This is a genomic window from Klebsiella sp. Sb-30 (assembly GCF_057652795.1).
Genome location: NZ_CM172749.1, coordinates 1,556,081 through 1,578,162 on the forward strand (window position 1 = coordinate 1,556,081; position 22,082 = coordinate 1,578,162).

The window sequence follows — 22,082 nt, forward strand, 5'->3', positions numbered from 1 at the left end:
GCAAGCAAGGCGCCGCCGGGCAATATTATCAAATCTTACATGCGCCGCTTTCGCAGCCGTCGTCCTGGATGGACGGCGCCAGATCGTCCTGGGCATCCTCCGCGCCATCACGGGTGTTGTGATAGTACAGAGTTTTTACGCCGAATTTATAGGCATTGAGCAAGTCTTTCAGCAACTGCTGCATCGGTACTTTACCCGACTGGAAACGCGTCGGGTCATAGTTGGTGTTGGCCGAAATCGACTGGTCGATAAACTTCTGCATGATACCAACCAGCTGCAGGTAGCCGTCATTGTTCGGCATTTCCCACAGCAGCTCGTAGCTGCCCTGCAGTTTTTCGTAGTCCGGTACCACCTGACGCAGAATGCCGTCTTTCGAGGCTTTAATGCTGACATGTCCGCGCGGCGGCTCAATACCGTTGGTGGCGTTGGAGATCTGCGAAGAGGTCTCTGACGGCATCAGCGCAGAGAGCGTAGAGTTACGCAGGCCGTGCTCTTTAATGGATTCGCGCAGCGCTTCCCAGTCGTAGTGCAGCGGCTCGTTGACGATGGCATCGAGATCTTTTTTATAGGTATCGATCGGCAGCACGCCCTGAGCATAGGTGGTCTCGTTGAACCACGGGCACGCGCCCTGTTCAATGGCCAGCTCGTTTGACGCTTTCAGCAGGTAGTACTGAATAGCTTCAAAGGTTTTATGCGTCAGGTTGTTGGCGCTGCCGTCAGAGTAGCGTTTACCGTGCTTCGCCAGGTAGTAGGCGAAGTTGATCACGCCAATACCCAGCGTACGACGGCCCATCGCGCCGCGTTTAGCCGCCAGAATCGGGTAGTCCTGATAATCCAGCAGCGCGTCCAGCGCACGCACCGCCAGTACCGCCAGCTCTTCCAGCTCGTCGAGGCTTTCAATGGCGCCGAGGTTAAAGGCAGACAGGGTACAGAGCGCGATTTCGCCGTTTTCGTCGTTGACGTCATCCAGCGGTTTGGTCGGCAGCGCGATTTCCAGGCACAGGTTGGACTGGCGAACCGGCGCCACCACCGGGTCAAACGGGCTGTGGGTGTTGCAGTGGTCAACGTTCTGGATGTAGATACGGCCGGTGGAGGCGCGTTCCTGCATCATCAGGGAGAACAGCTCAACCGCTTTGATGCGCTGCTTACGAATGCTGTCGTCTTTTTCGTACAGGGTGTACAGACGTTCGAATTCGTCCTGATCGGCGAAGAAGGCGTCGTACAGGCCCGGGACGTCGGACGGGCTGAACAGGGTAATGTCTTCACCTTTCAGCAGGCGGGTGTACATCAGTTTGTTGATCTGTACGCCGTAGTCCATGTGGCGAACGCGGTTGGCGTCGGTACCCCGGTTGTTTTTCAGCACCAGCAGACTTTCGACTTCCAGATGCCACATCGGGTAGAACAGCGTGGCGGCACCGCCGCGTACGCCGCCCTGCGAGCAGGACTTCACCGCGGTCTGGAAGTGCTTATAGAACGGGATACAGCCGGTGTGGAACGCTTCGCCGCCGCGGATCGGGCTGCCCAGCGCACGAATGCGACCGGCGTTAATACCGATACCTGCGCGCTGGGAAACATATTTCACGATGGCGCTGGAGGTGGCGTTGATGGAGTCGAGGCTATCGCCGCACTCGATCAGCACGCAGGAGCTGAACTGACGCGTTGGGGTACGCACGCCGGACATAATCGGCGTCGGCAGCGAGATTTTAAACGTGGAGACGGCATCATAGAAACGTTTGATGTAGTCCAGACGCGTCTCGCGCGGGTAGTTGGAGAACAGGCAGGCGGCAACCAGAATGTAGAGGAACTGGGCGCTCTCGTAAATTTCGCCGGTAACACGGTTCTGGACCAGATATTTGCCTTCCAGCTGCTTAACGGCAGCGTAGGAGAAGCTCATATCGCGATCGTGAACAATGAACGAATCCATCTGCTTGAACTCTTCTTCCGTGTAGTCTTCCAGCAGATGAGTATCGTATTTGCCTTTTTTCACCATCTTCGTGACGTGGTCATACAGCGCTGGCGGCTCAAACTGGCCGTAGGCTTTTTTACGCAGATGGAAGATAGCCAGGCGCGCGGCGAGATACTGGTAATCCGGCGCTTCGCGGGAGATCAGGTCCGCCGCTGCCTTAATGATGGTTTCGTGGATATCGGCAGTTTTGATGCCGTCGTAAAACTGAATGTGAGAGCGCAGTTCTACCTGAGAAATCGAAACGTTATTCAGTCCTTCTGCCGCCCAATCCAGTACACGATGGATTTTATCGAGATTAATGCGCTCGGTGCTACCGTCACGCTTTGTCACCAGCAGACTCTGATTCATGTGGATTATACCTGTCCGTGAGAGAAAATATCCCCCGCTTATCCACAGAACGCCGTTGTGACTAACTCTGTGGATAAATACTATATGTAGGGGGTTGTAGATAAAAGAAACGCTATATGGTGAGTATTTTAGTAAGGATTCTTTTGAGTACAAGGGTTGATTTTGGCGTTAATTTGAGGTTGCGGAAGCGTAATGATCGCTAAGTCCACGCCGCGTAAGGCCTGGCGGAGATGTCAATAAACTGGAAAATAAATATGAAAATTTGATCGAATGCTGATTTCTTCGACGGATGTAAAAATTACGCGGCTTGATGCCGCGCAATCATCAAATAATCATCATATGAAAAACTGCTGACGTTATGCGCTTTTCGCGGTTGTATGCAACATATAGTTAACATCTACCCCCGGTGCCAGCTTGAAGGTATTGGTCAGCGGATTGTAATGCAGGCCGATAATATGCTGCTCTTTCAGAGTAGTCTGATCAACCCAGCCAATCAGCTCCGCCGGCTTAATGAATTTTTTCACGTCATGAGTCCCTTTGGGCACCATTTTCATCACGTATTCAGCGCCGACTACCGCCATCAGCCACGCTTTACCATTGCGGTTAATGGTCGAGAAGAAGACCTGACCGCCGGGCTTCACCAGCCGTGCACAGGCGTGAACCACCGAGCGCGGGTCCGGAACATGCTCCAGCATCTCCATGCAGGTCACCACATCGTACTGACCGGCGTGCTTCGCCGCGTGCTCTTCTACCGTCTCCTGGACATAGTCGACCTGAACGCCGCTTTCCAGCGCGTGCAGCTTCGCCACCTGCAGCGGTTCAAAGCCCATGTCGAGCCCGGTTACCGTTGCGCCTTCACGCGCCATGCTCTCGGCAAGGATGCCGCCGCCGCAGCCAACATCGAGTACCTTTTTACCAAACAGGCCGCCAGAACGCTCCGCAATATAGCCAAGACGCAGCGGGTTGATACGATGTAAGGGCTTGAACTCGCCCTCTAAGTCCCACCAGCGCGAGGCGACGGCTTCAAATTTAGCAATTTCATGATGATCAACGTTGTGGGCCACCGGCTGTTTTTCGGCATTCATGGGCGCTTCGACTCCTTTTCTGTTCAGACCGGCGAGTATATCAGGTGACCGACATGAATAAACCGTCTATCCCCATCGCCTTTTGCCGCGACCCGATGACGCGAATCGGAGCGCCTGCGTTTACCGCCACGATGCGGCGCGAAATTCATTGGGTATAGGTTTACCCGTATCACCGTGGCTGTGTTATAATTTGCGACCTTTGAATCCGGGATACAGTAGAGGGATAGCGGTTAGATGAGCGACCTTGCGAGAGAAATTACACCGGTCAACATTGAGGAAGAGCTTAAGAGCTCGTATCTGGATTATGCGATGTCGGTCATTGTTGGCCGTGCGCTGCCGGATGTCCGAGATGGCCTGAAACCGGTACACCGTCGCGTACTTTACGCCATGAACGTATTGGGCAATGACTGGAACAAAGCCTATAAAAAATCCGCCCGTGTCGTTGGTGACGTAATCGGTAAATACCACCCTCATGGTGATACCGCCGTTTATGACACCATTGTACGTATGGCACAGCCATTCTCCTTGCGTTATATGCTGGTCGATGGCCAGGGTAACTTCGGTTCTGTCGATGGCGACTCCGCCGCAGCGATGCGTTATACGGAAATCCGTATGTCGAAAATCGCCCACGAGCTGATGGCCGACCTGGAAAAAGAGACGGTTGATTTCGTTGATAACTATGACGGTACGGAACGTATTCCTGACGTCATGCCGACGAAAATCCCTAACCTGCTGGTGAACGGTTCGTCCGGTATCGCCGTCGGGATGGCAACCAACATTCCGCCGCACAACCTGACGGAAGTGATCAACGGCTGCCTGGCCTATATCGACGATGAAAATATCTCCGTCGAAGGGCTGATGGAGCACATCCCGGGTCCGGACTTCCCGACCGCCGCCATTATTAATGGTCGTCGTGGGATTGAGGAAGCTTACCGCACCGGTCGTGGCAAAATTTATATTCGCGCCCGCGCTGAGGTGGAAACCGATGCGAAGACCGGTCGTGAAACCATCATCGTGCACGAAATTCCGTATCAGGTGAACAAAGCGCGCCTGATCGAGAAAATTGCCGAGCTGGTGAAAGACAAACGCGTTGAAGGCATCAGCGCGCTGCGTGACGAGTCTGATAAAGACGGGATGCGCATCGTGATTGAAGTGAAACGCGATGCGGTGGGCGAAGTGGTGCTTAACAACCTCTACTCCCAGACGCAGCTGCAGGTCTCCTTCGGTATTAACATGGTTGCGCTGCACCATGGTCAGCCGAAGATCATGAACCTGAAAGATATTCTTTCAGCGTTCGTGCGCCACCGCCGCGAAGTGGTGACGCGTCGTACCATTTTCGAACTGCGTAAAGCCCGCGATCGTGCGCATATCCTTGAAGCGCTGGCGATTGCGCTGGCCAACATCGACCCGATCATCGAGCTTATCCGCCGTGCGCCAACGCCTGCGGAAGCGAAAGCTGGCCTGATCGCGCGTCCATGGGATCTGGGCAACGTGGCGGCGATGCTGGAACGTGCCGGTGATGATGCCGCGCGTCCGGAGTGGCTGGAGCCAGAGTTCGGCGTGCGCGACGGTCAATACTATCTGACCGAACAGCAGGCCCAGGCGATCCTGGATCTGCGTCTGCAGAAACTGACCGGGCTTGAGCATGAAAAACTGCTCGATGAATACAAAGAGCTGCTGGAACAGATCGCTGAACTGCTGCATATCCTCGGCAGCGCCGACCGTCTGATGGAAGTGATTCGTGAAGAGCTGGAAGCCATGCGCGAACAGTTCGGCGACGCGCGTCGTACCGAAATCACCGCCAACACCGCGGATATCAACATCGAAGATCTGATCAACCAGGAAGATGTGGTGGTCACCCTGTCTCACCAGGGCTATGTGAAGTATCAGCCGCTGACCGACTATGAGGCGCAGCGTCGCGGTGGCAAAGGTAAATCGGCCGCACGTATTAAAGAAGAAGACTTTATCGACCGCCTACTGGTGGCCAATACCCATGACACGATCCTCTGCTTCTCCAGCCGTGGCCGCCTGTACTGGATGAAGGTCTATCAGCTGCCGGAAGCCAGCCGTGGTGCGCGCGGGCGTCCAATCGTCAACCTGTTGCCGCTGGAAGCTAACGAACGCATTACCGCTATTCTGCCGGTACGCGAATACGAAGAAGGCGTGAACGTCTTTATGGCGACCGCCAGCGGTACCGTGAAGAAAACCGCGCTGACTGAGTTCAGCCGTCCACGTTCTGCCGGGATCATCGCGGTGAACCTGAACGAAGGCGACGAGCTGATTGGCGTTGACCTGACCAACGGCAACGACGAAGCGATGCTGTTCTCAGCCGCCGGTAAAGTGGTGCGCTTTAAAGAGAGCGCGGTCCGTGCCATGGGCCGTACCGCTACCGGCGTTCGCGGCATCAAGCTGGCGGGTGACGATAAAGTGGTTTCGCTGATCATTCCACGCGGCGAAGGCGCTATCCTGACCGTCACGCAGAATGGTTACGGTAAACGTACGGCGGCGGCAGAGTATCCGACTAAGTCCCGTGCAACGCAGGGCGTGATCTCCATTAAGGTCACCGAGCGTAACGGTTCCGTGGTCGGCGCTGTGCAGGTCGATGATTGCGATCAGATCATGATGATCACCGATGCCGGCACCCTGGTGCGTACGCGCGTGTCGGAAGTCAGCATCGTCGGTCGTAACACGCAGGGCGTTATTCTGATCCGTACCGCGGAAGATGAAAACGTCGTAGGCCTGCAGCGCGTAGCCGAGCCGGTTGATGACGAAGAGCTGGATGCCATCGACGGCAGCGTAGCGGAAGGCGACGACGAGATCGCGCCGGAAACTGACGCTGACGCCGATGATGACGCTGTCGAAGATGAAGAATAATCTGCGCTAGTGATGCGAAAAGGGCCGGGAGAGACTCCGGCCCTTTTTATTTGTACGCTGCGCCTTTATCCGAGGCGAAATCCAGAGAGTATAACGTTGCGACGAAACGTGTTTACCGCTACCTTAACCCCATTCTGTTGAGTCCCTGACGGCCGAGTATCGCCCCATTGAAATATCTTGCCTCTTTTCATACCACGCTAAAGGTTTCACGCTACCTGTTCAGAGCGCTGGCGGTACTGCTCTGGATGCTGATCGCTTTCGTTTCCGTGTTCTATATCGTCAACGCCCTGCATGACAGAGAGTCGGAGATCCGCCAGGAATTTAACCTCAATGCCGATCAGGCGCAGCGCTATATTCAGCGAACCGCGGATGTGATTAAAGAGCTGAAATACGTGGCCGGCAACCGTCCGACCAGCGGCGACGAGGGCGGGGCGACTCCCGCTCCGGGCGGCAATATCGCCGTTCCTGATTTTGAACCGCTGTACCCTGATTCTGATTGCGGGACAATGGGCGCGACCTGGCGCAACTCCCTGCAGTCGCTGGCGTGGTTTATGCGCTACTGGCGCGATAACTTTTCCGCGGCCTATGACCTCAACCGCATCTTTCTCATTGGCAGCGATAATTTGTGTATGGCCAACTTTGGCCTGCGGGAGATGCCGCTGGAGCGCGATCAGGCGCTGAAAGTGCTGCACCAGCGTATTGAGCAGTACCGCGATGCGCCGCAAAACGAGCGCGGCAACAACCTGTTCTGGATAAGCCAGGGCGTGCGTCCGGGCGTGGGCTACTTTTACGCCCTGACGCCGGTTTATATGGCAAACCGCCTGCAGGCGTTGCTGGGTATTGAGCAGACCATTCGTATGGAGAGCTTCTTTACGCCGGGCAGTCTGCCAATGAGCGTCACGATTCTCGACGACAACGGACAGCCGCTTATTTCTCTTGCCGGGCAGGATAACAAAATCAAGAGCGAAGCCCGCTGGATGCAGGAGCGGATCTGGTTTGGCTACACCGCGGGTTTCCGCGAGCTGGCGCTGAAGAAGAGTCTGCCGCCGTCGTCGTTAAGCATCGTTTATTCCGTGTCGGTCGATCAGGTGCTCGAACGTATCCGGATGCTGATTATCAACGCGATTGTCCTGAATATCCTCACCGGGGTAATTCTGTTTGCCCTGGCGCGGATGTATGAGCGGCGGATCTTTATCCCGGCGGAGAATGATGCCCAGCGGTTGGAAGAGCATGAGCAGTTCAACCGTAAAATCGTCGCATCGGCGCCGGTGGGGATTTGTATTCTGCGCACCCTCGATGGCACCAATATTCTGAGCAACGAACTGGCGCACAACTACCTCAATATGCTGACCCATGAGGATCGGCAGCGGTTAACGCAGATTATTTGCGGCCAGCAGGTCAACTTTGTGGATGTGTTGACCAGCAACAACACCAACCTGCAGATTAGCTTCGTCCATTCGCGCTATCGCAATGAAAACGTCGCGATTTGCGTGCTGGTGGACGTCAGCGCCCGCGTCAAGATGGAGGAGTCGTTGCAGGAGATGGCGCAGGCTGCGGAGCAGGCCAGCCAGTCGAAATCGATGTTCCTCGCCACCGTCAGCCACGAGCTGCGAACGCCGCTGTACGGAATAATCGGTAACCTTGACCTGTTGCAAACCAAAGAGCTGCCGAAGGGCGTCGACAGGCTGGTCACGGCGATGAATAACTCCTCGAGCCTGCTGCTGAAAATCATCAGCGATATCCTCGACTTCTCGAAAATCGAATCCGAGCAGCTGAAAATCGAACCCGGTGAGTTTTCGCCGCGTGAGGTGATGAACCATATCTCGGCCAACTATTTACCGCTGGTGGTGCGTAAACAGCTGGGGCTCTACTGCTTTATCGAGCCTGACGTTCCGCAGCTGATGTCCGGCGACCCGATGCGTTTGCAGCAGGTCATCTCTAACCTGTTGAGCAACGCCATTAAGTTTACCGACACCGGCTGCATCGTCCTGCACGTGCAGTGCGCCGGGGATTACCTGCAAATTAGCGTGCGCGATACTGGCGAAGGGATCCCGGCAAAAGAGGTGGTGCGCCTGTTTGACCCGTTCTTCCAGGTGGGGACCGGCGTGCAGCGCAACTTCCAGGGGACCGGTCTGGGGCTGGCGATATGTGAAAAGCTCATTAGCATGATGGACGGCGATATTGCCGTCGAAACCGAACCGGGAATGGGCAGTCGCTTTACCATTCGTATTCCGCTGTACGGCGTGCAAAACCGCTCGCCGCTGGTGATTGATGGCCTGGCGGGTACGTGTTGCTGGCTGGCGATCCGCAACGCCTCCCTGGCGCTGTTTGTCGAGTCGCTGCTCACCTGTCACGGTCTTCACTGCCAAATCTATGACGGCCAACGGCCCGGCGCAGATGATATTTTGCTGACTGATGATGAGCCGGACGCGCGCTGGCAGGGGAGTGCGGCGGTGATTTTCTGTCGTCGTCATATCGGTATTCCGCTGGAACGCACGCCTGGCGAGTGGATACACAGCGTGACGACACCGCACGAACTGCTGCCGCTGCTGGGACGTATCTTGCGGATTGCGGTGACGACCACCGAACACGGCCCGGCGCTCGCCGCTCCGGAAACGCAGGTCGCCAGCAATGACGATATGATGATCCTGGTGGTGGACGATCATCCGATTAACCGCCGGCTGCTGGCCGACCAGCTTGGCTCGCTGGGCTATCAGTGCGTGACGGCAAACGATGGGGTCGATGCGCTGGGCGTGCTGAGCAAACAGCATATCGATATCGTGCTGAGCGATGTCAACATGCCGAATATGGATGGCTATCGCCTGACGCAACGTATCCGCGAGCTGGGAATGACCCTGCCGGTCATCGGGGTGACCGCCAACGCGCTGGCTGAGGAGAAACAGCGCTGCCTGGAGTCGGGTATGGATAACTGTCTGTCGAAACCGGTGACGCTCGATATTATCAAGCAGACGCTGGCGATCTACGCCGCGCGGGTGCGCAAAGAACGTCAGGAAAGGGAGTAGGGCAGGGAAGCGGTGGTGGACTTGCCCGGATAAGGCGCAGAGCCGTTATCCGGGCAGGCAGCGTTACTCTTTGTCGGTGGCGCTCAGAGAAACGGAAGACAGGTAGTTCAGCAGCGCGATATCGTTTTCCACGCCCAGCTTCATCATCGCCGATTTCTTCTGGCTGCTGATGGTTTTAATGCTGCGGTTCAGCTTTTTGGCAATCTCGGTCACGAGAAACCCTTCGGCGAACAGGCGTAGCACTTCGCTCTCTTTCGGCGACAGGCGCTTGTCGCCGTAACCGCTGGCGCTGATTTTTTCCAGCAGGCGCGAAACGCTTTCCGGGGTGAATTTTTTGCCTTTCTGCAGCGCCGCCAGCGCTTTAGGCAGATCGGTCGGGGCGCCTTGTTTCAGCACGATCCCTTCGATATCCAGATCCAGCACTGCGCTAAGGATCGCCGGGTTGTTGTTCATCGTCAGAACGATGATAGACAGATCCGGGAAATGGCGTTTGATGTATTTGATCAACGTGATCCCGTCGCCGTATTTATCGCCAGGCATCGACAGGTCGGTAATCAAAACGTGTGCGTCTAATTTAGGAAGATTATTGATAAGTGCCGTTGAATCTTCAAATTCGCCGACTACGTTGACCCATTCGATTTGCTCAAGGGATTTACGAATACCGAACAGTACGATCGGGTGGTCATCGGCAATAATTACGTTCATAGTGTTCATGTATTAGGCTACCTTGCTACAGCAAGCTCTTGACGTAAACGTCAATGTCGCTGATATATTTTTCTATGCCTTGCGCATCTTTCTCGCGAATCAGATGCTCAAGCGTTTCACATAACTGTTTGCCGGGTATCAGATTAAGCATAGCAAACGCCCCTTTGAGGCGGTGCGCTGTCTGCGCCAGCGCAGCTAAATCGCTCGTTGCCAGTTCAGTATACAGCCTCTTAACATCATCCGGAACTGTGTCGGCAAACAGTGCGTAATAGCCGCTGGCATGGAGTTCGGCGTTACTTTCGCTTCCCGCAGAGGGAGATTGCCCCTCTTCCTGCGCCAGCTGCTGTTCAATCAGTTGCAGAATCGCTTCCTGCATAGCCGTGCTGATATTAAAATTGACACGCAGCTGGCCTGGGCCAATTTTGCGTATCCCGACCTCATCATCGCTTAAAAGCAAGCCCGAAGCAGTAAGATTAGACGGATTATCCGTTAAAAAGAGATCGTATTCTTGACTTGCCAGCCTTTCATCCGGCGTGATGCAGGTTGCTCCCCAGCTTTCGAGCTGGCGCACCACAATCCGGCGGACCTCATTGGCGGTAATATCGAGCATCACCACGACATCATCCAGCAGATGTTCGCCGGAATCGCTCTCTTCTTCGCTGGCCGGCATTTTGAGATGGAGAGAATAGCGGGTTCCCAGCGACTCGCGCGCCTTGATGTTCATCTGACCGCCAAGCCTGCGCGTCAGGCGATCGCAGAGCCAGAAGGTGAGGGCGTTGGCTTTACCATACAGGTCGGACTGGGTCTCGTTCAGGAACGGGAAGTGCATATTGTCGATTTCATTGCCGGAAACGCCGTTGCCGGTATCCAGAATACGGAAGGTCAGCCGGTCGTCAGCGGACTCATCTTTACTCATTTCAAGCGTGATTTTGCCAATTTGCGTCGTGGTCACCGAGTATTGAATGAGTAACAGCAGCGTGCGGCGCAGCGCATCGCGATCGCCATAGCGTTGTTCATTGGCCGGCAGCGCATTGTTGATCAGCAGCTGCAGACCTTTGCGTTTAATGATCGGCAGCACCTCAGGCACCACTTCATCGATCAGCTCCTGAATGGAGAACAGCCCAGGATTACTTTTCCAGCTGTCGCTCTCCAGAAGATTCGCCAGCTGAATTTCATCGACCAGCTGTACCAGCTGGTCAGCATGCTGCGCAAGCTGAAGGCTTTGGGCAATCCCAATGGCAGCCGCTTCTTCGGCCAGGCTCTGCGCCGGCTGTTTTAAGGCGCTGCCGATATGCTGCATAAATGCAATGCGCCCCTGCTGGTTTTTCTCGTACAGGCGCTGGGCCTGTTTCAGTTTTTTATTGACCAGAACCTCCCGGTCCTGATCGCGAATAATGAAGATCTGCGTCCGCGGCGCGACCTGGCTGCGATACTGACGTATTTCATACAGCTCGTTATTGATTGTCGCCTGGATAACCCCCTGATGCTGATCGGCCATGTTGGTGATGTTTTGCAGATTGAGGTGCGGCAGGAGATGATCGGCAATCGGGTTACTGATAATTGTACGGTTGGCTTCCTGATCGTGAACCAGCAGCCCCAGCGGCAGCAGCGAGACGATCTCTTCGTTAATGGCGCGCAGGGTGCGCAATTCGCTATTGGCGGCGGGAGAGACGGCGGTACCGGTCTGACGGCCGCGGCCGTTGTAATGGCGAAACGTCGTAAAACCGAACAGCGTTAACGCCAGCAGGCCGATAATCAGCAGCAGCGGCAGGAGAACGTTCTGCAGTGACTCCAGCAGCAGCGACCCGAAGGGAACCACCCAGATCAGGCGCATACCGGTGGTGCTAATGCTGGTGATGATCTCAATTCGCGCCCCGTTAAAGTCGATATTAACGCTATCGGTGGCCTCTTTTTCCGGGTTGCTGACCGCGCTTTGCGCCGGGTCGGGTTCAATACGGAAATTATCCAGCGGCATGCCGGGCGGAATCAGGTCGTTAATCGGCAGGTCAAAGGCGACAACGGTTGCCAGGTGGCCCGGCTGGTTAAAGGTGGTGCGCAGGGTAAAATAGTGGCCATTCTGCCAGGAGAGGCGGCGCAGAGAGGAAAAGGTTTCCCTCTCGTCCAGGGTGTTCGCCTGCAGCAGCATTTCTGCGCGACGGGATTCAACCACGCTGGTAATCGTTGACTCTTTAAAGCTGGATGACAGATCTTTCAGCGGCAGCGTCGACACAAGGATCAGACTGTTATCCAGACCATTCAGATAGTACATCGACCAGGGGATGGTTTCCGCTCCCCACAAGATGTCGAGGTAGCTGGACATTTTCTGCGTCATCTCCAGGGTGGAGCTGTCGTGGGATCCAAAGATCAGCGCTTCGGTTTTCCGCCGCGGTTTTTCCAGGTAGTAAACATCCTGCTTCAACCGCGTTTCTTGCAGGCCATCGCTGACGGTGCTGGAAGGGGTGGCGGCGATATTGTCGTAAATCTGCCAGGTTGCGTAGCGCCAGGTATCGATGCGTTTATGCAGCGCGTGGCTGACATCAATGACCTGATAACTTTTATCTTTCAGCCAGGTATTGACCGCGCTTTGGATCATAACACCCATGGTCGCCAGCAGGACGATGACCATTAAGATGAAGAAGCGGGTGATGCTGCCTGGCATCAGGGAGAATTTTTTCTGGGTCATCGTGTGACGGAGCGACTCATCAAGGTTTGTAAGCAGGGCATCGCCCCAGGTAGCTGCTAGCAGAGTGAATACGCTAAGCAGTATAAAGGCTAATTTATCAAATCCATACTACAGATTGCGGTTCTGCAATTTTTTTTAATCGTAAGAATTATCTTAAAAAATCGCGCGCAATAAGATGTACACCAGGGCGAACCTTGTACAATTATTTACCCGTTTCTGGCAATAAATAGCACTAAATAACAAGAAATTATCTGGATAAGACTTTACTCACTTGCGAGGTGATTGATTAATAACCGTTATTTTTTTCCGTGGATATCGCCGGGTAATTAAAGTTATGTAAAGAAGGGTAAAAAAAAACCGAATGCGAGGCATCCGGTTGAAATAGGGGTAAACAGACATTCAGAACTGAATGACGGTAATAAATAAAGTTAATGATGATAGCGAGAGTTATTCTAGTCGCCGGGGTGGATTTTGTTTTGTCATTCAGTGCTATACATGAAACAACGTGTAACTGCATGAACTTCATTGAAAAAATTTATTTTCTTGATTATTGGTGCTTATTTTAGTGCTTTTTAGCGATGAAGAAAAGTTCCCCTGTGTTTACAACTTGAAACATCTTGTGCGCATTTTGAAACACCTTAGAAGTTTTCGTATCATATTCTTGTTGGATTATTCTGCATTTTACAGCACAATGAATATAGCCGACTGATTAGAAGGGTAATCAGTAAGCAGTGGCAATAATAAAAGGCATATAACAAACAGAGGGTTAATAACATGAAAGTTAAAGTACTGTCCCTCCTGGTACCGGCTCTGCTGGTAGCAGGCGCAGCGAATGCGGCTGAAATTTATAACAAAGACGGCAACAAATTAGACCTGTACGGTAAAATCGACGGTCTGCACTATTTCTCTGACGACAAGAGCGTTGACGGCGACCAGACCTACATGCGTGTAGGCGTTAAAGGCGAAACTCAGATCAATGACCAGCTGACCGGTTACGGCCAGTGGGAATACAACGTTCAGGCGAACAACACTGAAAGCTCAAGCGATCAGGCATGGACTCGTCTGGCGTTTGCTGGTCTGAAATTTGGCGACGCGGGCTCTTTCGACTACGGTCGTAACTACGGCGTTGTTTACGACGTAACTTCCTGGACCGACGTTCTGCCGGAATTCGGCGGCGACACCTACGGTTCTGACAACTTCCTGCAGTCCCGTGCTAACGGCGTTGCAACCTACCGTAACTCTGACTTCTTCGGTCTGGTTGACGGCCTGAACTTTGCTCTGCAGTACCAGGGTAAAAACGGCAGCGTTAGCGGCGAAGGCGCAACCAACAACGGTCGTGGCGCTCTGAAACAGAACGGCGACGGTTTCGGTACTTCCGTAACTTATGACATCTGGGACGGCATCAGCGCTGGTTTCGCTTACGCTAACTCCAAGCGTACCGACGATCAGAACGCACTGGTTCTGGGTGAAGGCGACCACGCTGAAACCTACACCGGCGGCCTGAAATACGACGCGAACAACGTTTACCTGGCAACTCAGTACACCCAGACCTACAACGCAACTCGCGCTGGCAACCTGGGCTTTGCTAACAAAGCACAGAACTTCGAAGTGGTTGCTCAGTACCAGTTCGACTTCGGTCTGCGTCCGTCCGTTGCTTACCTGCAGTCTAAAGGTAAGGATCTGGAAGGCTACGGCGACCAGGATATCCTGAAATATGTTGACGTAGGCGCGACCTACTACTTCAACAAAAACATGTCCACCTACGTTGACTACAAAATCAACCTGCTGGACGACAACAGCTTCACCCGTAACGCCGGTATCTCTACCGACGACGTGGTTGCTCTGGGCCTGGTTTACCAGTTCTAAGCACGCTGAAGTGACGAAAAAGGCGCCTCTGGCGCCTTTTTTTATGCCCGGTTTAACCTCGCTGGTGTAATCTTGCTGCCTTAGCAAGAGGAACCTGATTGTATGGATATCACTTTTTTCCGTAGCGCGCTGTTCAGCGTCTGCGTACTGCTTTCCGGCTGCGATTCAGCCACAACTCCCACTGCGCCAAAAAGTGCCGCGACCGTACTGGATGGTAAGACGATGGGCACATTCTGGCGGGTCAGCGTCATTGGCGTTGATGAAGCCAAAGCCGAGGCGCTGCGACAGAAGGTCCAGGCGCAGCTCGATGCCGACGATCGTCTGCTCTCCACCTGGAAGAACGATTCTGCGCTGATGCGCTTTAACCATGCCACCACGACCGAGCCGTGGCCGGTCAGCGAAGCGATGGCTGATATTGTCACTCTCTCGCTGCGCATCGGCGCCAAAACCGCGGGCGCCATGGATATTACGGTGGGGCCGCTGGTGAACCTCTGGGGGTTTGGCCCCGACAAGCAACCGGTTAAAACGCCGGATCCTCAGCAGATCGCCGCCGCGAAAGCGCGCACGGGGCTCCAGCATCTGACGGTCATTAACCACGCGGATCGGCAATATCTGCAAAAAGACATCCCGGATCTGTTTGTCGATCTCTCCACCGTTGGCGAAGGCTATGCCGCCGATCATCTGGCTCGCCTGATGGAGCAGGAGGGCATTTCCCGCTACCTGGTTTCGGTCGGCGGGGCGTTGGTCAGCCGGGGAATGAACGGCGACGGGCAGCCGTGGCGGGTGGCCATCCAGAAACCAACCGATCGCGAAAATGCCGTGCAGGCGATTGTTGATATCAACGGACATGGGATCAGCACCTCCGGCAGCTATCGCAACTACTATGAGCTGGACGGTAAACGTATTTCCCACGTTATCGATCCGCAAACCGGCCGGCCGATTGACCATAAGCTGGTCTCGGTCACGGTCATCGCCCCAACGGCGCTGGAAGCGGACGGCTGGGATACCGGCCTGATGGTGTTGGGGCCGGAAAGGGCGCAGGAAGTGGTGCGCCAGCAGGGGCTGGCGGTTTACATGATCGTCAAAGAGGGCGACGGGTTTACAACCTGGATGTCGCCGCAGTTCCGCACTTTCCTCGTCGGCGAAAAGAATTAAACAGCAAGATTTCGGGTTTTTTTCATCGGGCGCGGATTCAGACTGACGATACACTTAAAGCAGGAGCCCGTTATGAAACCGATAATTGCTGATACCGACGATCGCCGCTGGCAGGCGGTGTGCGATCGCGATGTGCGAGCCGATGGTCAGTTTGTCTTTGCCGTACTGACCACCGGTATCTGTTGCCGCCCGTCCTGCCGTTCGCGGCGAGCGCTGCGGGAGAATGTGCGCTTTTACCCCGCGGTTGAGGCGGCGATCGCCGCTGGCTTTCGTCCTTGTAAGCGCTGCCAGCCGGATAAACGCGATCCGCAGCAGCAGAAGGTGGACAAAGTCACCCGGGCCTGTCGCCTGCTGGAACAGGAATCGCCCGTGACCCTTGAGGCACTGGCGCAGGAACTGGCGGTCAGCCCCTTTCATTTTCATCGTTTATTCAAATCCGTCACCGGAATGACGCCGAAAGCCTGGCAACAGGCATGGCGTGCGCGACGTTTGCGCGAAGCGCTGGGGCAGGGGGAAAAAGTGACGCCCGCCGTGCTAGCGGCAGGCTTTCCCGGAGGCAGCAGTTATTATCGTCAGGCGGATGCCGCGCTTGGGATGACCGCCCGCCAGTTTCGCCGCGGCGGCGAGGATACCGACATTATCTATACTGTCGGCGACTGCGCGGTCGGCCGCTGCCTGGTTGCGGAAAGTGAACGGGGGGTGTGCGCCGTTTTACCAGGGGAAGAGAACGCAGCGCTGCTTGATGCGTTATCCCGTCTCTTCCCCCACGCCCGGCTTCTGCCGGGGGATGCGCATTTTTGCCAGCGGGTAGCCGAGGTTTTCGCCCATCTGGACGATCCTCGCAAGGCCGTTAATCTACCGCTGGATCTGCGCGGTACCGCGTTTCAGCTGCGCGTCTGGCAGGCGTTGCGCCAGATCCCGGCAGGAGAGACCCGCAGCTATCGTCAGGTCGCGCAGAGCATTGGCCAACCTCGTGCGGTGAGAGCCGTGGCAGGCGCCTGCGCGGCCAATAAACTCGCCATTGTTATCCCGTGCCATCGGGTGGTCCGCGAGGGCGGGGCGCTCTCAGGCTATCGCTGGGGAACGGCCCGTAAAGCGCAATTGCTGGCCCGGGAAGCGCAAACCGAGGAGAAGTGATGCTCGATTTATTCGCCGATACGCCTTCCTGGCAGGAGCCGCTGGCGCCTGGGGCCACCATTCTGCGGCGCTTCGCCCACCGGCGCGCGGCGGCGTTGCTGCAGGCGATAATGCAGGTCGCCAGCCGCTCGCCGTTTCGTCAAATGGTGACGCCGGGAGGCTATACCATGTCGGTGGCGATGACCAACTGCGGCAGAGTGGGCTGGACCACCGATATGCACGGCTACCTCTATGCTCCTGACGATCCGTTAACCGGTCAGCGCTGGCCGTCGATGCCGACGATCTTTCGTCAACTGGCTGCGGAGGCGGCGCTTGCCTGCGGCTATCCTGATTTTGCTCCCGATGCCTGTCTGATTAACCGCTATCAGCCCGGGGCAAAGCTGTCTCTGCATCAGGATAAAGATGAACGCGATCTGCGGGCGCCTATTGTGTCGGTGTCACTGGGGCTGCCCGCCGTGTTTCAGTTTGGCGGTCTGCGGCGCAGCGATCCGCTGCAGCGCGTGCTGCTGGAGCATGGCGATGTGGTGGTCTGGGGGGGAGAATCGCGCCTGTTTTACCACGGTATCCAGCCGCTGAAAGAGGGCGACCATCCGCAGACCGGCGCCTGTCGCTATAACCTCACCTTCCGTCTTGCCGGTGCGAGAGAACAAAAATAAGAATTATTCTTGATGTCATGGGCGAGCAGTTTAAACTGCTGGCTGTTTTGCTGCCCGGATTGTGAGTTATGGAACTTCTGCTGCTTGTCTGGCGCCAGTATCGCTGGCCGTTTATCTCCGTCATTGCCCTGAGTCTGCTCAGTGCGGCGCTGGGAATCGGGCTTATTGCCTTTATTAATCTGCGTCTGATGACCGTGGTCGATACCTCGCTGGCGGTGCTGCCGGAATTTCTCGGTTTGTTGCTGCTGCTGATGGTCGTGACGCTGGGTTCCCAGCTGGCCCTGACCACCCTGGGCCACCATTTTGTCTTCCGCCTGCGCGGCGAATTTATCAAACGCATCCTTGATACCCAAATCGAAAAGGTCGAGAAGATCGGTAGCGCTTCGCTGCTTGCCGGTTTAACCAGCGACATTCGCAATATCACCATCGCTTTTGTGCGCCTGCCGGAGCTGGTGCAGGGGATTATCCTGACCTTTGGTTCCGCCGCCTATCTGGCGTGGCTGTCGGGCAAAATGATGATGGTGACCGCGCTGTGGATGGCGCTGACCATCTGGGGCGGGTTTGTGCTGGTGGCTCGCGTCTACAGGCATATGGCGACGCTGCGGGAAACGGAAGACAAGCTGTACCACGACTACCAGACGGTGCTGGAGGGGCGCAAAGAGTTAACCCTTAACCGGGAACGCGCGGAATACGTGTTTAATCAGCTTTATCTGCCGGATGCCCGCGAATATCGTCACCATATTATCCGCGCCGATACGTTCCATCTCAGCGCGGTGAACTGGTCGAATATTATGATGCTGGGGGCCATCGGACTGGTGTTCTGGATGGCAAACAGCCTCGGCTGGGCGAATACCGCGGTGGCGGCGACCTACTCGCTGACTCTGCTGTTCCTGCGCACGCCGCTGCTCTCGGCGGTCGGAGCGCTGCCGACATTGCTCAGCGCTCAGGTGGCGTTCAACAAGCTGAATACCTTCTCGCTGGCACCGTATCGCGCCGACTTCCCGCAGCCGGAACCGCACCCGCACTGGCAGACTCTGGAGCTGCGCGACGTCTGCTTCCACTATCCGGATAACAGCTTTGCTGTCGGGCCGATTAACCTGACCCTGCAGCGCGGCGAGCTGGTGTTTTTAATTGGCGGCAATGGCAGCGGTAAATCGACGCTGGCGATGCTGCTGACCGGGCTGTATCAACCGGCTTCCGGGCAGATTCTGCTCGATGGCCAGCCGCTTGCGGCAGACAAGCCCGAAGATTACCGCAAGCTTTTTTCGGCGGTCTTTACCGATGTCTGGCTGTTCGATCGGCTGCTGGGGCCCGGCGGCAAAGCGGCGGACTCCGCGCTGGTTGACCAGTGGATGGCGTACCTGAAAATGACGCATAAACTGCAGCTGGATAACGGCAGGATTGTCGATTTGAAGCTGTCGAAAGGGCAGAAAAAACGCGTTGCGCTGCTGCTGGCGCTGGCGGAGGAGCGGGATATCATTCTGCTTGATGAGTGGGCGGCGGATCAGGACCCGCATTTCCGGCGCGAGTTTTACCAGCAGCTGCTGCCGCTGCTGCAGCAAATGGGGAAAACCGTTTTCGCCATTAGCCACGACGATCACTACTTCCAGCATGCCGACCGCCTGCTGGAGATGCGAAGCGGCCAGCTGACAGAACTGACGGGAGAAGAGCGCGAGCTGGCTACCCGGGATGCGGTGGCCCGCACCGCCTGATTGATCGCGTCGCCGGCTCGCCGGCGGCGCGGTTGTTGATTTTTCCGCCGCCTGAACGCGGCGACGGTTATTTTTTCTCCCTCCCCGCGCTATGCTTATGGCTCCTGGCCTGCCACATGTTCTCAAAAGGATTGCCTGACCGATGTCCGTTTCGCATAAAAAAAGTGCCAGATTACGTGATGAAGAGCGCGCCCGCCTTATCTGGCTGCTGACCACCGATAAAGCCGTCACCTCGGCGCTGCTGGGAAAACTGACGCTTGCTGAACGCTATGACGACGGCACGCTGGCAGACGATCTGGCGGAGGTCGAGGTGCTGGTCTCTCACCTGCCGCCACCGGACCTTGCCGATGCCCTCGAAGCGCTGCCGTACGACGGGCGTAATGCGCTCTGGCAGCTGGTCAGCAACGATAAACGCGGCGAGGTGCTGCTCGAGGCATCGGAAAACGTCTGGGGCGATCTCATCGATAAGATGAGCGACCACGAGCTGCTCGACGCGCTGCAAACCCTGGATATCGACGAACAGGTCTATCTGGTTCAGCACCTGCCGCGTAACCTGACCGGTCGCTTACTGGCGACGATGCCGCCGGATAAACGCGCGCGCGTCCGCCAGATTATGCGTTACGCCGACAATACCGTTGGGGCAATCATGGAGTTCGAAGTGATTGTCGTGCGTCCGGAAATGACGCTGGCGGCGGTACAGCGCTATCTGCGGCGGTTGGGCAAAATGCCGGCGAACACCGATAAGCTGTTTGTGACCACCCGCAATAAGCTTCTGCTGGGTGAGCTTCAGCTGCAAACGATTCTGCTCAATGCGGCGCAAAAACGGGTCGGCGACGTCATGGAAGGGGACCCGGTCACCTTCCAGCCGCACGAAGAGGCTGAAAAGGTGGCGCGTACCTTTGAACGTGACGACTTGATCAGCGCCGCGGTAATTGATGCGGAAGGCAAGCTGATGGGCCGTCTGACCATCGATGAGATTGTTGACGTCGTCTATGAAGAGACGGACAGCGATCTGCGCGGTATGGGCGGTCTGAGCAGCGAAGAGGATGTCTTTGCGCCGGTCAGCAAAGCGGTGAAGACCCGCTGGGCCTGGCTGGCGGTTAATCTGTGCACCGCCTTTATCGCCTCGCGGGTGATTGACGGGTTTGAACACACCATTTCACAGCTGGTGGCGCTTGCCTCGCTGATGCCGATCGTCGCCGGGATCGGCGGCAACACCGGCAATCAGACGATCACCATGATCGTGCGCGCTATGGCATTACAGCACATTCAGCCCGGCAGCTTTTCGTTTCTGATTCTGCGCGAGATGGGCGTCGCGCTGATTAACGGCCTGGTATGGGGCGGGATCATGGGGGCGATCACCTGGTGGTTGTATCAGGACCCGCAGCTGGGCGGCGTGATGACGCTGGCGATGATGCTGAATCTGCTGATGGCCGCGATGATGGGGGTGATTATTCCGATGGTGATGGTCAAGCTGGGGCGCGATCCGGCGGTCGGCTCCAGCGTGATGATCACCGCGATCACCGACACCGGCGGCTTCTTTATTTTTCTCGGTCTGGCGACGATATTTCTGATGTAAGCGTCGGCCTGCTGCGCAGCCGACGAGGAATCAGCGCCATCACTGCCAGTCCGGCCACAACGCCAATGGCCAGATTGCTGGTTCCGACCGTCGCGCCGACGGTCGCCAGCATAACCAGCGTTTCCGGCCACGGATGGCGCGCCACTTCCGCCGGCCGAATGCTGTGCCAGCTGAAGGTTTTTGCCGCCACAATCACCATCACTCCGGCCAGCACCACCATCGGAATTTTAGCCATTACTTCACTCAGCGCGGTGACCAGCAGCAGCAGTACAAGGCCTGCCGCAACGGTTGAGACGCGGCTTCGGCCCTTGCCCATTTCGACGTTAACGATGGTCTGCCCGATCATGGCGCAGCCGGCGATACCGCCGTACAATCCGGCGAGAATATTGGCGATGCCCAGCCCGGTGCTCTCGCGCGCTTTGCTGGATGGCGTGTGGGTCAGATCATCCACGAGTTTAGCCGTCAGCAGCGACTCCAGCAGGCCAACGAAGGCGATACTCAACGCGCAGGGCCAGATAATGCTCAGCGTGTACAGATCGAGCGGTACCCGCAGAGCGGTAAGTCCGGGCAGTCCACCGCTCATAGTGCCTTCATCACCGACGGTGGGCAGCAGCTGGCCGCTGGTGACGGTAAACAAGGTCAGCAGGATGATGGCGATCAGCGGCGAAGGGATGGCTTTGATATAGCGTGGCGCCCACAGCACAATCAGCAGCGTCAGCACGAACAGGCCGAGGATCAGCGGCCGTGTGCTCCAGAAATGTGGCAGCTGGGCAAAAAAGATCAGTATCCCCAGCGCATTCACAAATCCGGTCATCACCGATTGCGGAATAAATCGCATCAGTCGGGCCATACCGCACAACCCAAACAAAATTTGAATAATACCAGCCAAAATGACAGCGGGCAGGATATAGCCCACGCCGTGTTGATGCACCATAGGGCCAATGACCAGCGCCACCGACCCCGCCGCTGCGGTGACCATGGCCGGTCTGCCGCCAAGCACCGACATCGCCAGACAGAGCACGACGGACGCAATCAGGCTGACTTTCGGGTCAACCCCGGCAATCACAGAAAAGGAGATAACCTCTGGAATCAGGGCCAGCGCGGTGAGTACGCCAGCCAGCGCTTCGCGGGTCAGTAGCGACGGCGAGCGTAATACATGGCGAAGCGCGCCGTTCGAAGAGGGTGGTGCGGGGTTGGTGGCCTGATGCATAAGCGTTTCGCTGGTAGATAAAAGCCGGAACCACGAGCCGGAGCTTGTGTGCGGTCTGTCACAAAACAGGGGATGATAGCGCG

The 22,082-nt window shown here is 56.2% G+C and carries 13 protein-coding genes; 8 read left to right on the forward strand and 5 right to left on the reverse strand.

Going from position 1 to position 22,082, the window contains the following annotated elements; genetic code table 11:
• Positions 1-28: 28 nt before the first annotated feature.
• Together nrdA and ubiG are read right to left on the reverse strand one after the other, a co-directional pair.
• Entirely contained in the window at positions 29-2,314 is a 2,286-nt protein-coding gene (nrdA, locus tag AC236I_RS07445) for a class 1a ribonucleoside-diphosphate reductase subunit alpha (RefSeq protein ID WP_004864894.1), read from the reverse strand.
• Positions 2,315-2,670: 356 nt separating this feature from the next.
• A complete protein-coding gene (gene ubiG, locus AC236I_RS07450; protein WP_004864892.1) occupies positions 2,671-3,399 on the reverse strand; it encodes a bifunctional 2-polyprenyl-6-hydroxyphenol methylase/3-demethylubiquinol 3-O-methyltransferase UbiG in 729 nt (242 codons plus the stop codon).
• A 234-nt stretch (positions 3,400-3,633) separates the two neighbouring features.
• Between ubiG and gyrA the strand changes: the two genes are divergently transcribed.
• On the forward strand, positions 3,634-6,273 hold the full coding sequence (gene gyrA, locus AC236I_RS07455) for a DNA topoisomerase (ATP-hydrolyzing) subunit A (protein ID WP_004864890.1): 2,640 nt from the start codon (positions 3,634-3,636) through the stop codon (positions 6,271-6,273).
• A gap of 167 nt (positions 6,274-6,440) precedes the next feature.
• Positions 6,441-9,296 carry a two-component system sensor histidine kinase RcsC gene (gene rcsC / locus AC236I_RS07460; RefSeq protein ID WP_048023210.1) on the forward strand — a complete coding sequence of 952 codons (2,856 nt, stop codon included), beginning with the start codon at positions 6,441-6,443 and terminating at the stop codon, positions 9,294-9,296.
• Between the two features lie 63 nt (positions 9,297-9,359).
• Here the strand turns inward: rcsC and rcsB are convergent, their stop codons facing one another.
• Both rcsB and rcsD read right to left on the reverse strand, forming a co-directional pair.
• Complete coding sequence (gene rcsB, locus AC236I_RS07465) at positions 9,360-10,010, reverse strand: response regulator transcription factor RcsB (RefSeq protein WP_002913007.1); 651 nt, start codon at positions 10,008-10,010, stop codon at positions 9,360-9,362.
• 16 nt (positions 10,011-10,026) lie between these two features.
• Entirely contained in the window at positions 10,027-12,684 is a 2,658-nt protein-coding gene (gene rcsD / locus AC236I_RS07470) for a phosphotransferase RcsD (protein WP_327204430.1), read from the reverse strand.
• A 774-nt stretch (positions 12,685-13,458) separates the two neighbouring features.
• On the opposite strand from rcsD, the gene ompK36 reads away from it, so the two are divergent.
• From ompK36 to mgtE, 6 genes are all read left to right on the forward strand, one after another.
• On the forward strand, positions 13,459-14,550 hold the full coding sequence (gene ompK36 / locus AC236I_RS07475) for a porin OmpK36 (protein ID WP_162660933.1): 1,092 nt from the start codon (positions 13,459-13,461) through the stop codon (positions 14,548-14,550).
• Positions 14,551-14,652: 102 nt separating this feature from the next.
• Positions 14,653-15,705, forward strand: coding sequence for an FAD:protein FMN transferase ApbE (gene apbE / locus AC236I_RS07480; RefSeq protein WP_015583821.1), 1,053 nt, complete (start codon positions 14,653-14,655; stop codon positions 15,703-15,705).
• 72 nt (positions 15,706-15,777) lie between these two features.
• Entirely contained in the window at positions 15,778-16,842 is a 1,065-nt protein-coding gene (ada, locus tag AC236I_RS07485) for a bifunctional DNA-binding transcriptional regulator/O6-methylguanine-DNA methyltransferase Ada (protein WP_152308950.1), read from the forward strand.
• Positions 16,842-17,498, forward strand: a complete 657-nt coding sequence (alkB, locus tag AC236I_RS07490) for a DNA oxidative demethylase AlkB (RefSeq protein ID WP_128320493.1) — start codon at positions 16,842-16,844, stop codon at positions 17,496-17,498. Before ada ends, alkB begins: the two co-directional genes overlap by 1 nt.
• A gap of 68 nt (positions 17,499-17,566) precedes the next feature.
• The gene (locus tag AC236I_RS07495) at positions 17,567-19,210 is read left to right on the forward strand and encodes a multidrug ABC transporter permease/ATP-binding protein (RefSeq protein WP_004864873.1); all 1,644 of its coding nucleotides are present in this window, start codon (positions 17,567-17,569) and stop codon (positions 19,208-19,210) included.
• Positions 19,211-19,352: 142 nt separating this feature from the next.
• Positions 19,353-20,789, forward strand: a complete 1,437-nt coding sequence (mgtE, locus tag AC236I_RS07500; protein ID WP_004864871.1) for a magnesium transporter — start codon at positions 19,353-19,355, stop codon at positions 20,787-20,789.
• On the opposite strand, the gene AC236I_RS07505 is transcribed toward mgtE, so the two are convergent.
• Complete coding sequence (locus tag AC236I_RS07505; protein ID WP_152308951.1) at positions 20,752-21,999, reverse strand: SulP family inorganic anion transporter; 1,248 nt, start codon at positions 21,997-21,999, stop codon at positions 20,752-20,754. The two genes, mgtE and AC236I_RS07505, sit on opposite strands and share 38 nt — an antisense overlap.
• Positions 22,000-22,082 lie beyond the last annotated feature (83 nt).

What these genes read in the sequence shown, in the direction of transcription:
- nrdA (WP_004864894.1), bottom strand. Translation starts at nt 2,314, where the DNA reads ATGAATCAGAGTCTGCTGGTGACAAAGCGTGACGGTAGCACCGAGCGC.
- ubiG (WP_004864892.1), bottom strand. Translation starts at nt 3,399, where the DNA reads ATGAATGCCGAAAAACAGCCGGTGGCCCACAACGTTGATCATCATGAA.
- gyrA (WP_004864890.1), top strand. Translation starts at nt 3,634, where the DNA reads ATGAGCGACCTTGCGAGAGAAATTACACCGGTCAACATTGAGGAAGAG.
- rcsB (WP_002913007.1), bottom strand. Translation starts at nt 10,010, where the DNA reads ATGAACACTATGAACGTAATTATTGCCGATGACCACCCGATCGTACTG.
- rcsD (WP_327204430.1), bottom strand. Translation starts at nt 12,684, where the DNA reads ATGACCCAGAAAAAATTCTCCCTGATGCCAGGCAGCATCACCCGCTTC.
- ompK36 (WP_162660933.1), top strand. Translation starts at nt 13,459, where the DNA reads ATGAAAGTTAAAGTACTGTCCCTCCTGGTACCGGCTCTGCTGGTAGCA.
- apbE (WP_015583821.1), top strand. Translation starts at nt 14,653, where the DNA reads ATGGATATCACTTTTTTCCGTAGCGCGCTGTTCAGCGTCTGCGTACTG.
- ada (WP_152308950.1), top strand. Translation starts at nt 15,778, where the DNA reads ATGAAACCGATAATTGCTGATACCGACGATCGCCGCTGGCAGGCGGTG.
- alkB (WP_128320493.1), top strand. Translation starts at nt 16,842, where the DNA reads ATGCTCGATTTATTCGCCGATACGCCTTCCTGGCAGGAGCCGCTGGCG.
- AC236I_RS07495 (WP_004864873.1), top strand. Translation starts at nt 17,567, where the DNA reads ATGGAACTTCTGCTGCTTGTCTGGCGCCAGTATCGCTGGCCGTTTATC.
- mgtE (WP_004864871.1), top strand. Translation starts at nt 19,353, where the DNA reads ATGTCCGTTTCGCATAAAAAAAGTGCCAGATTACGTGATGAAGAGCGC.
- AC236I_RS07505 (WP_152308951.1), bottom strand. Translation starts at nt 21,999, where the DNA reads ATGCATCAGGCCACCAACCCCGCACCACCCTCTTCGAACGGCGCGCTT.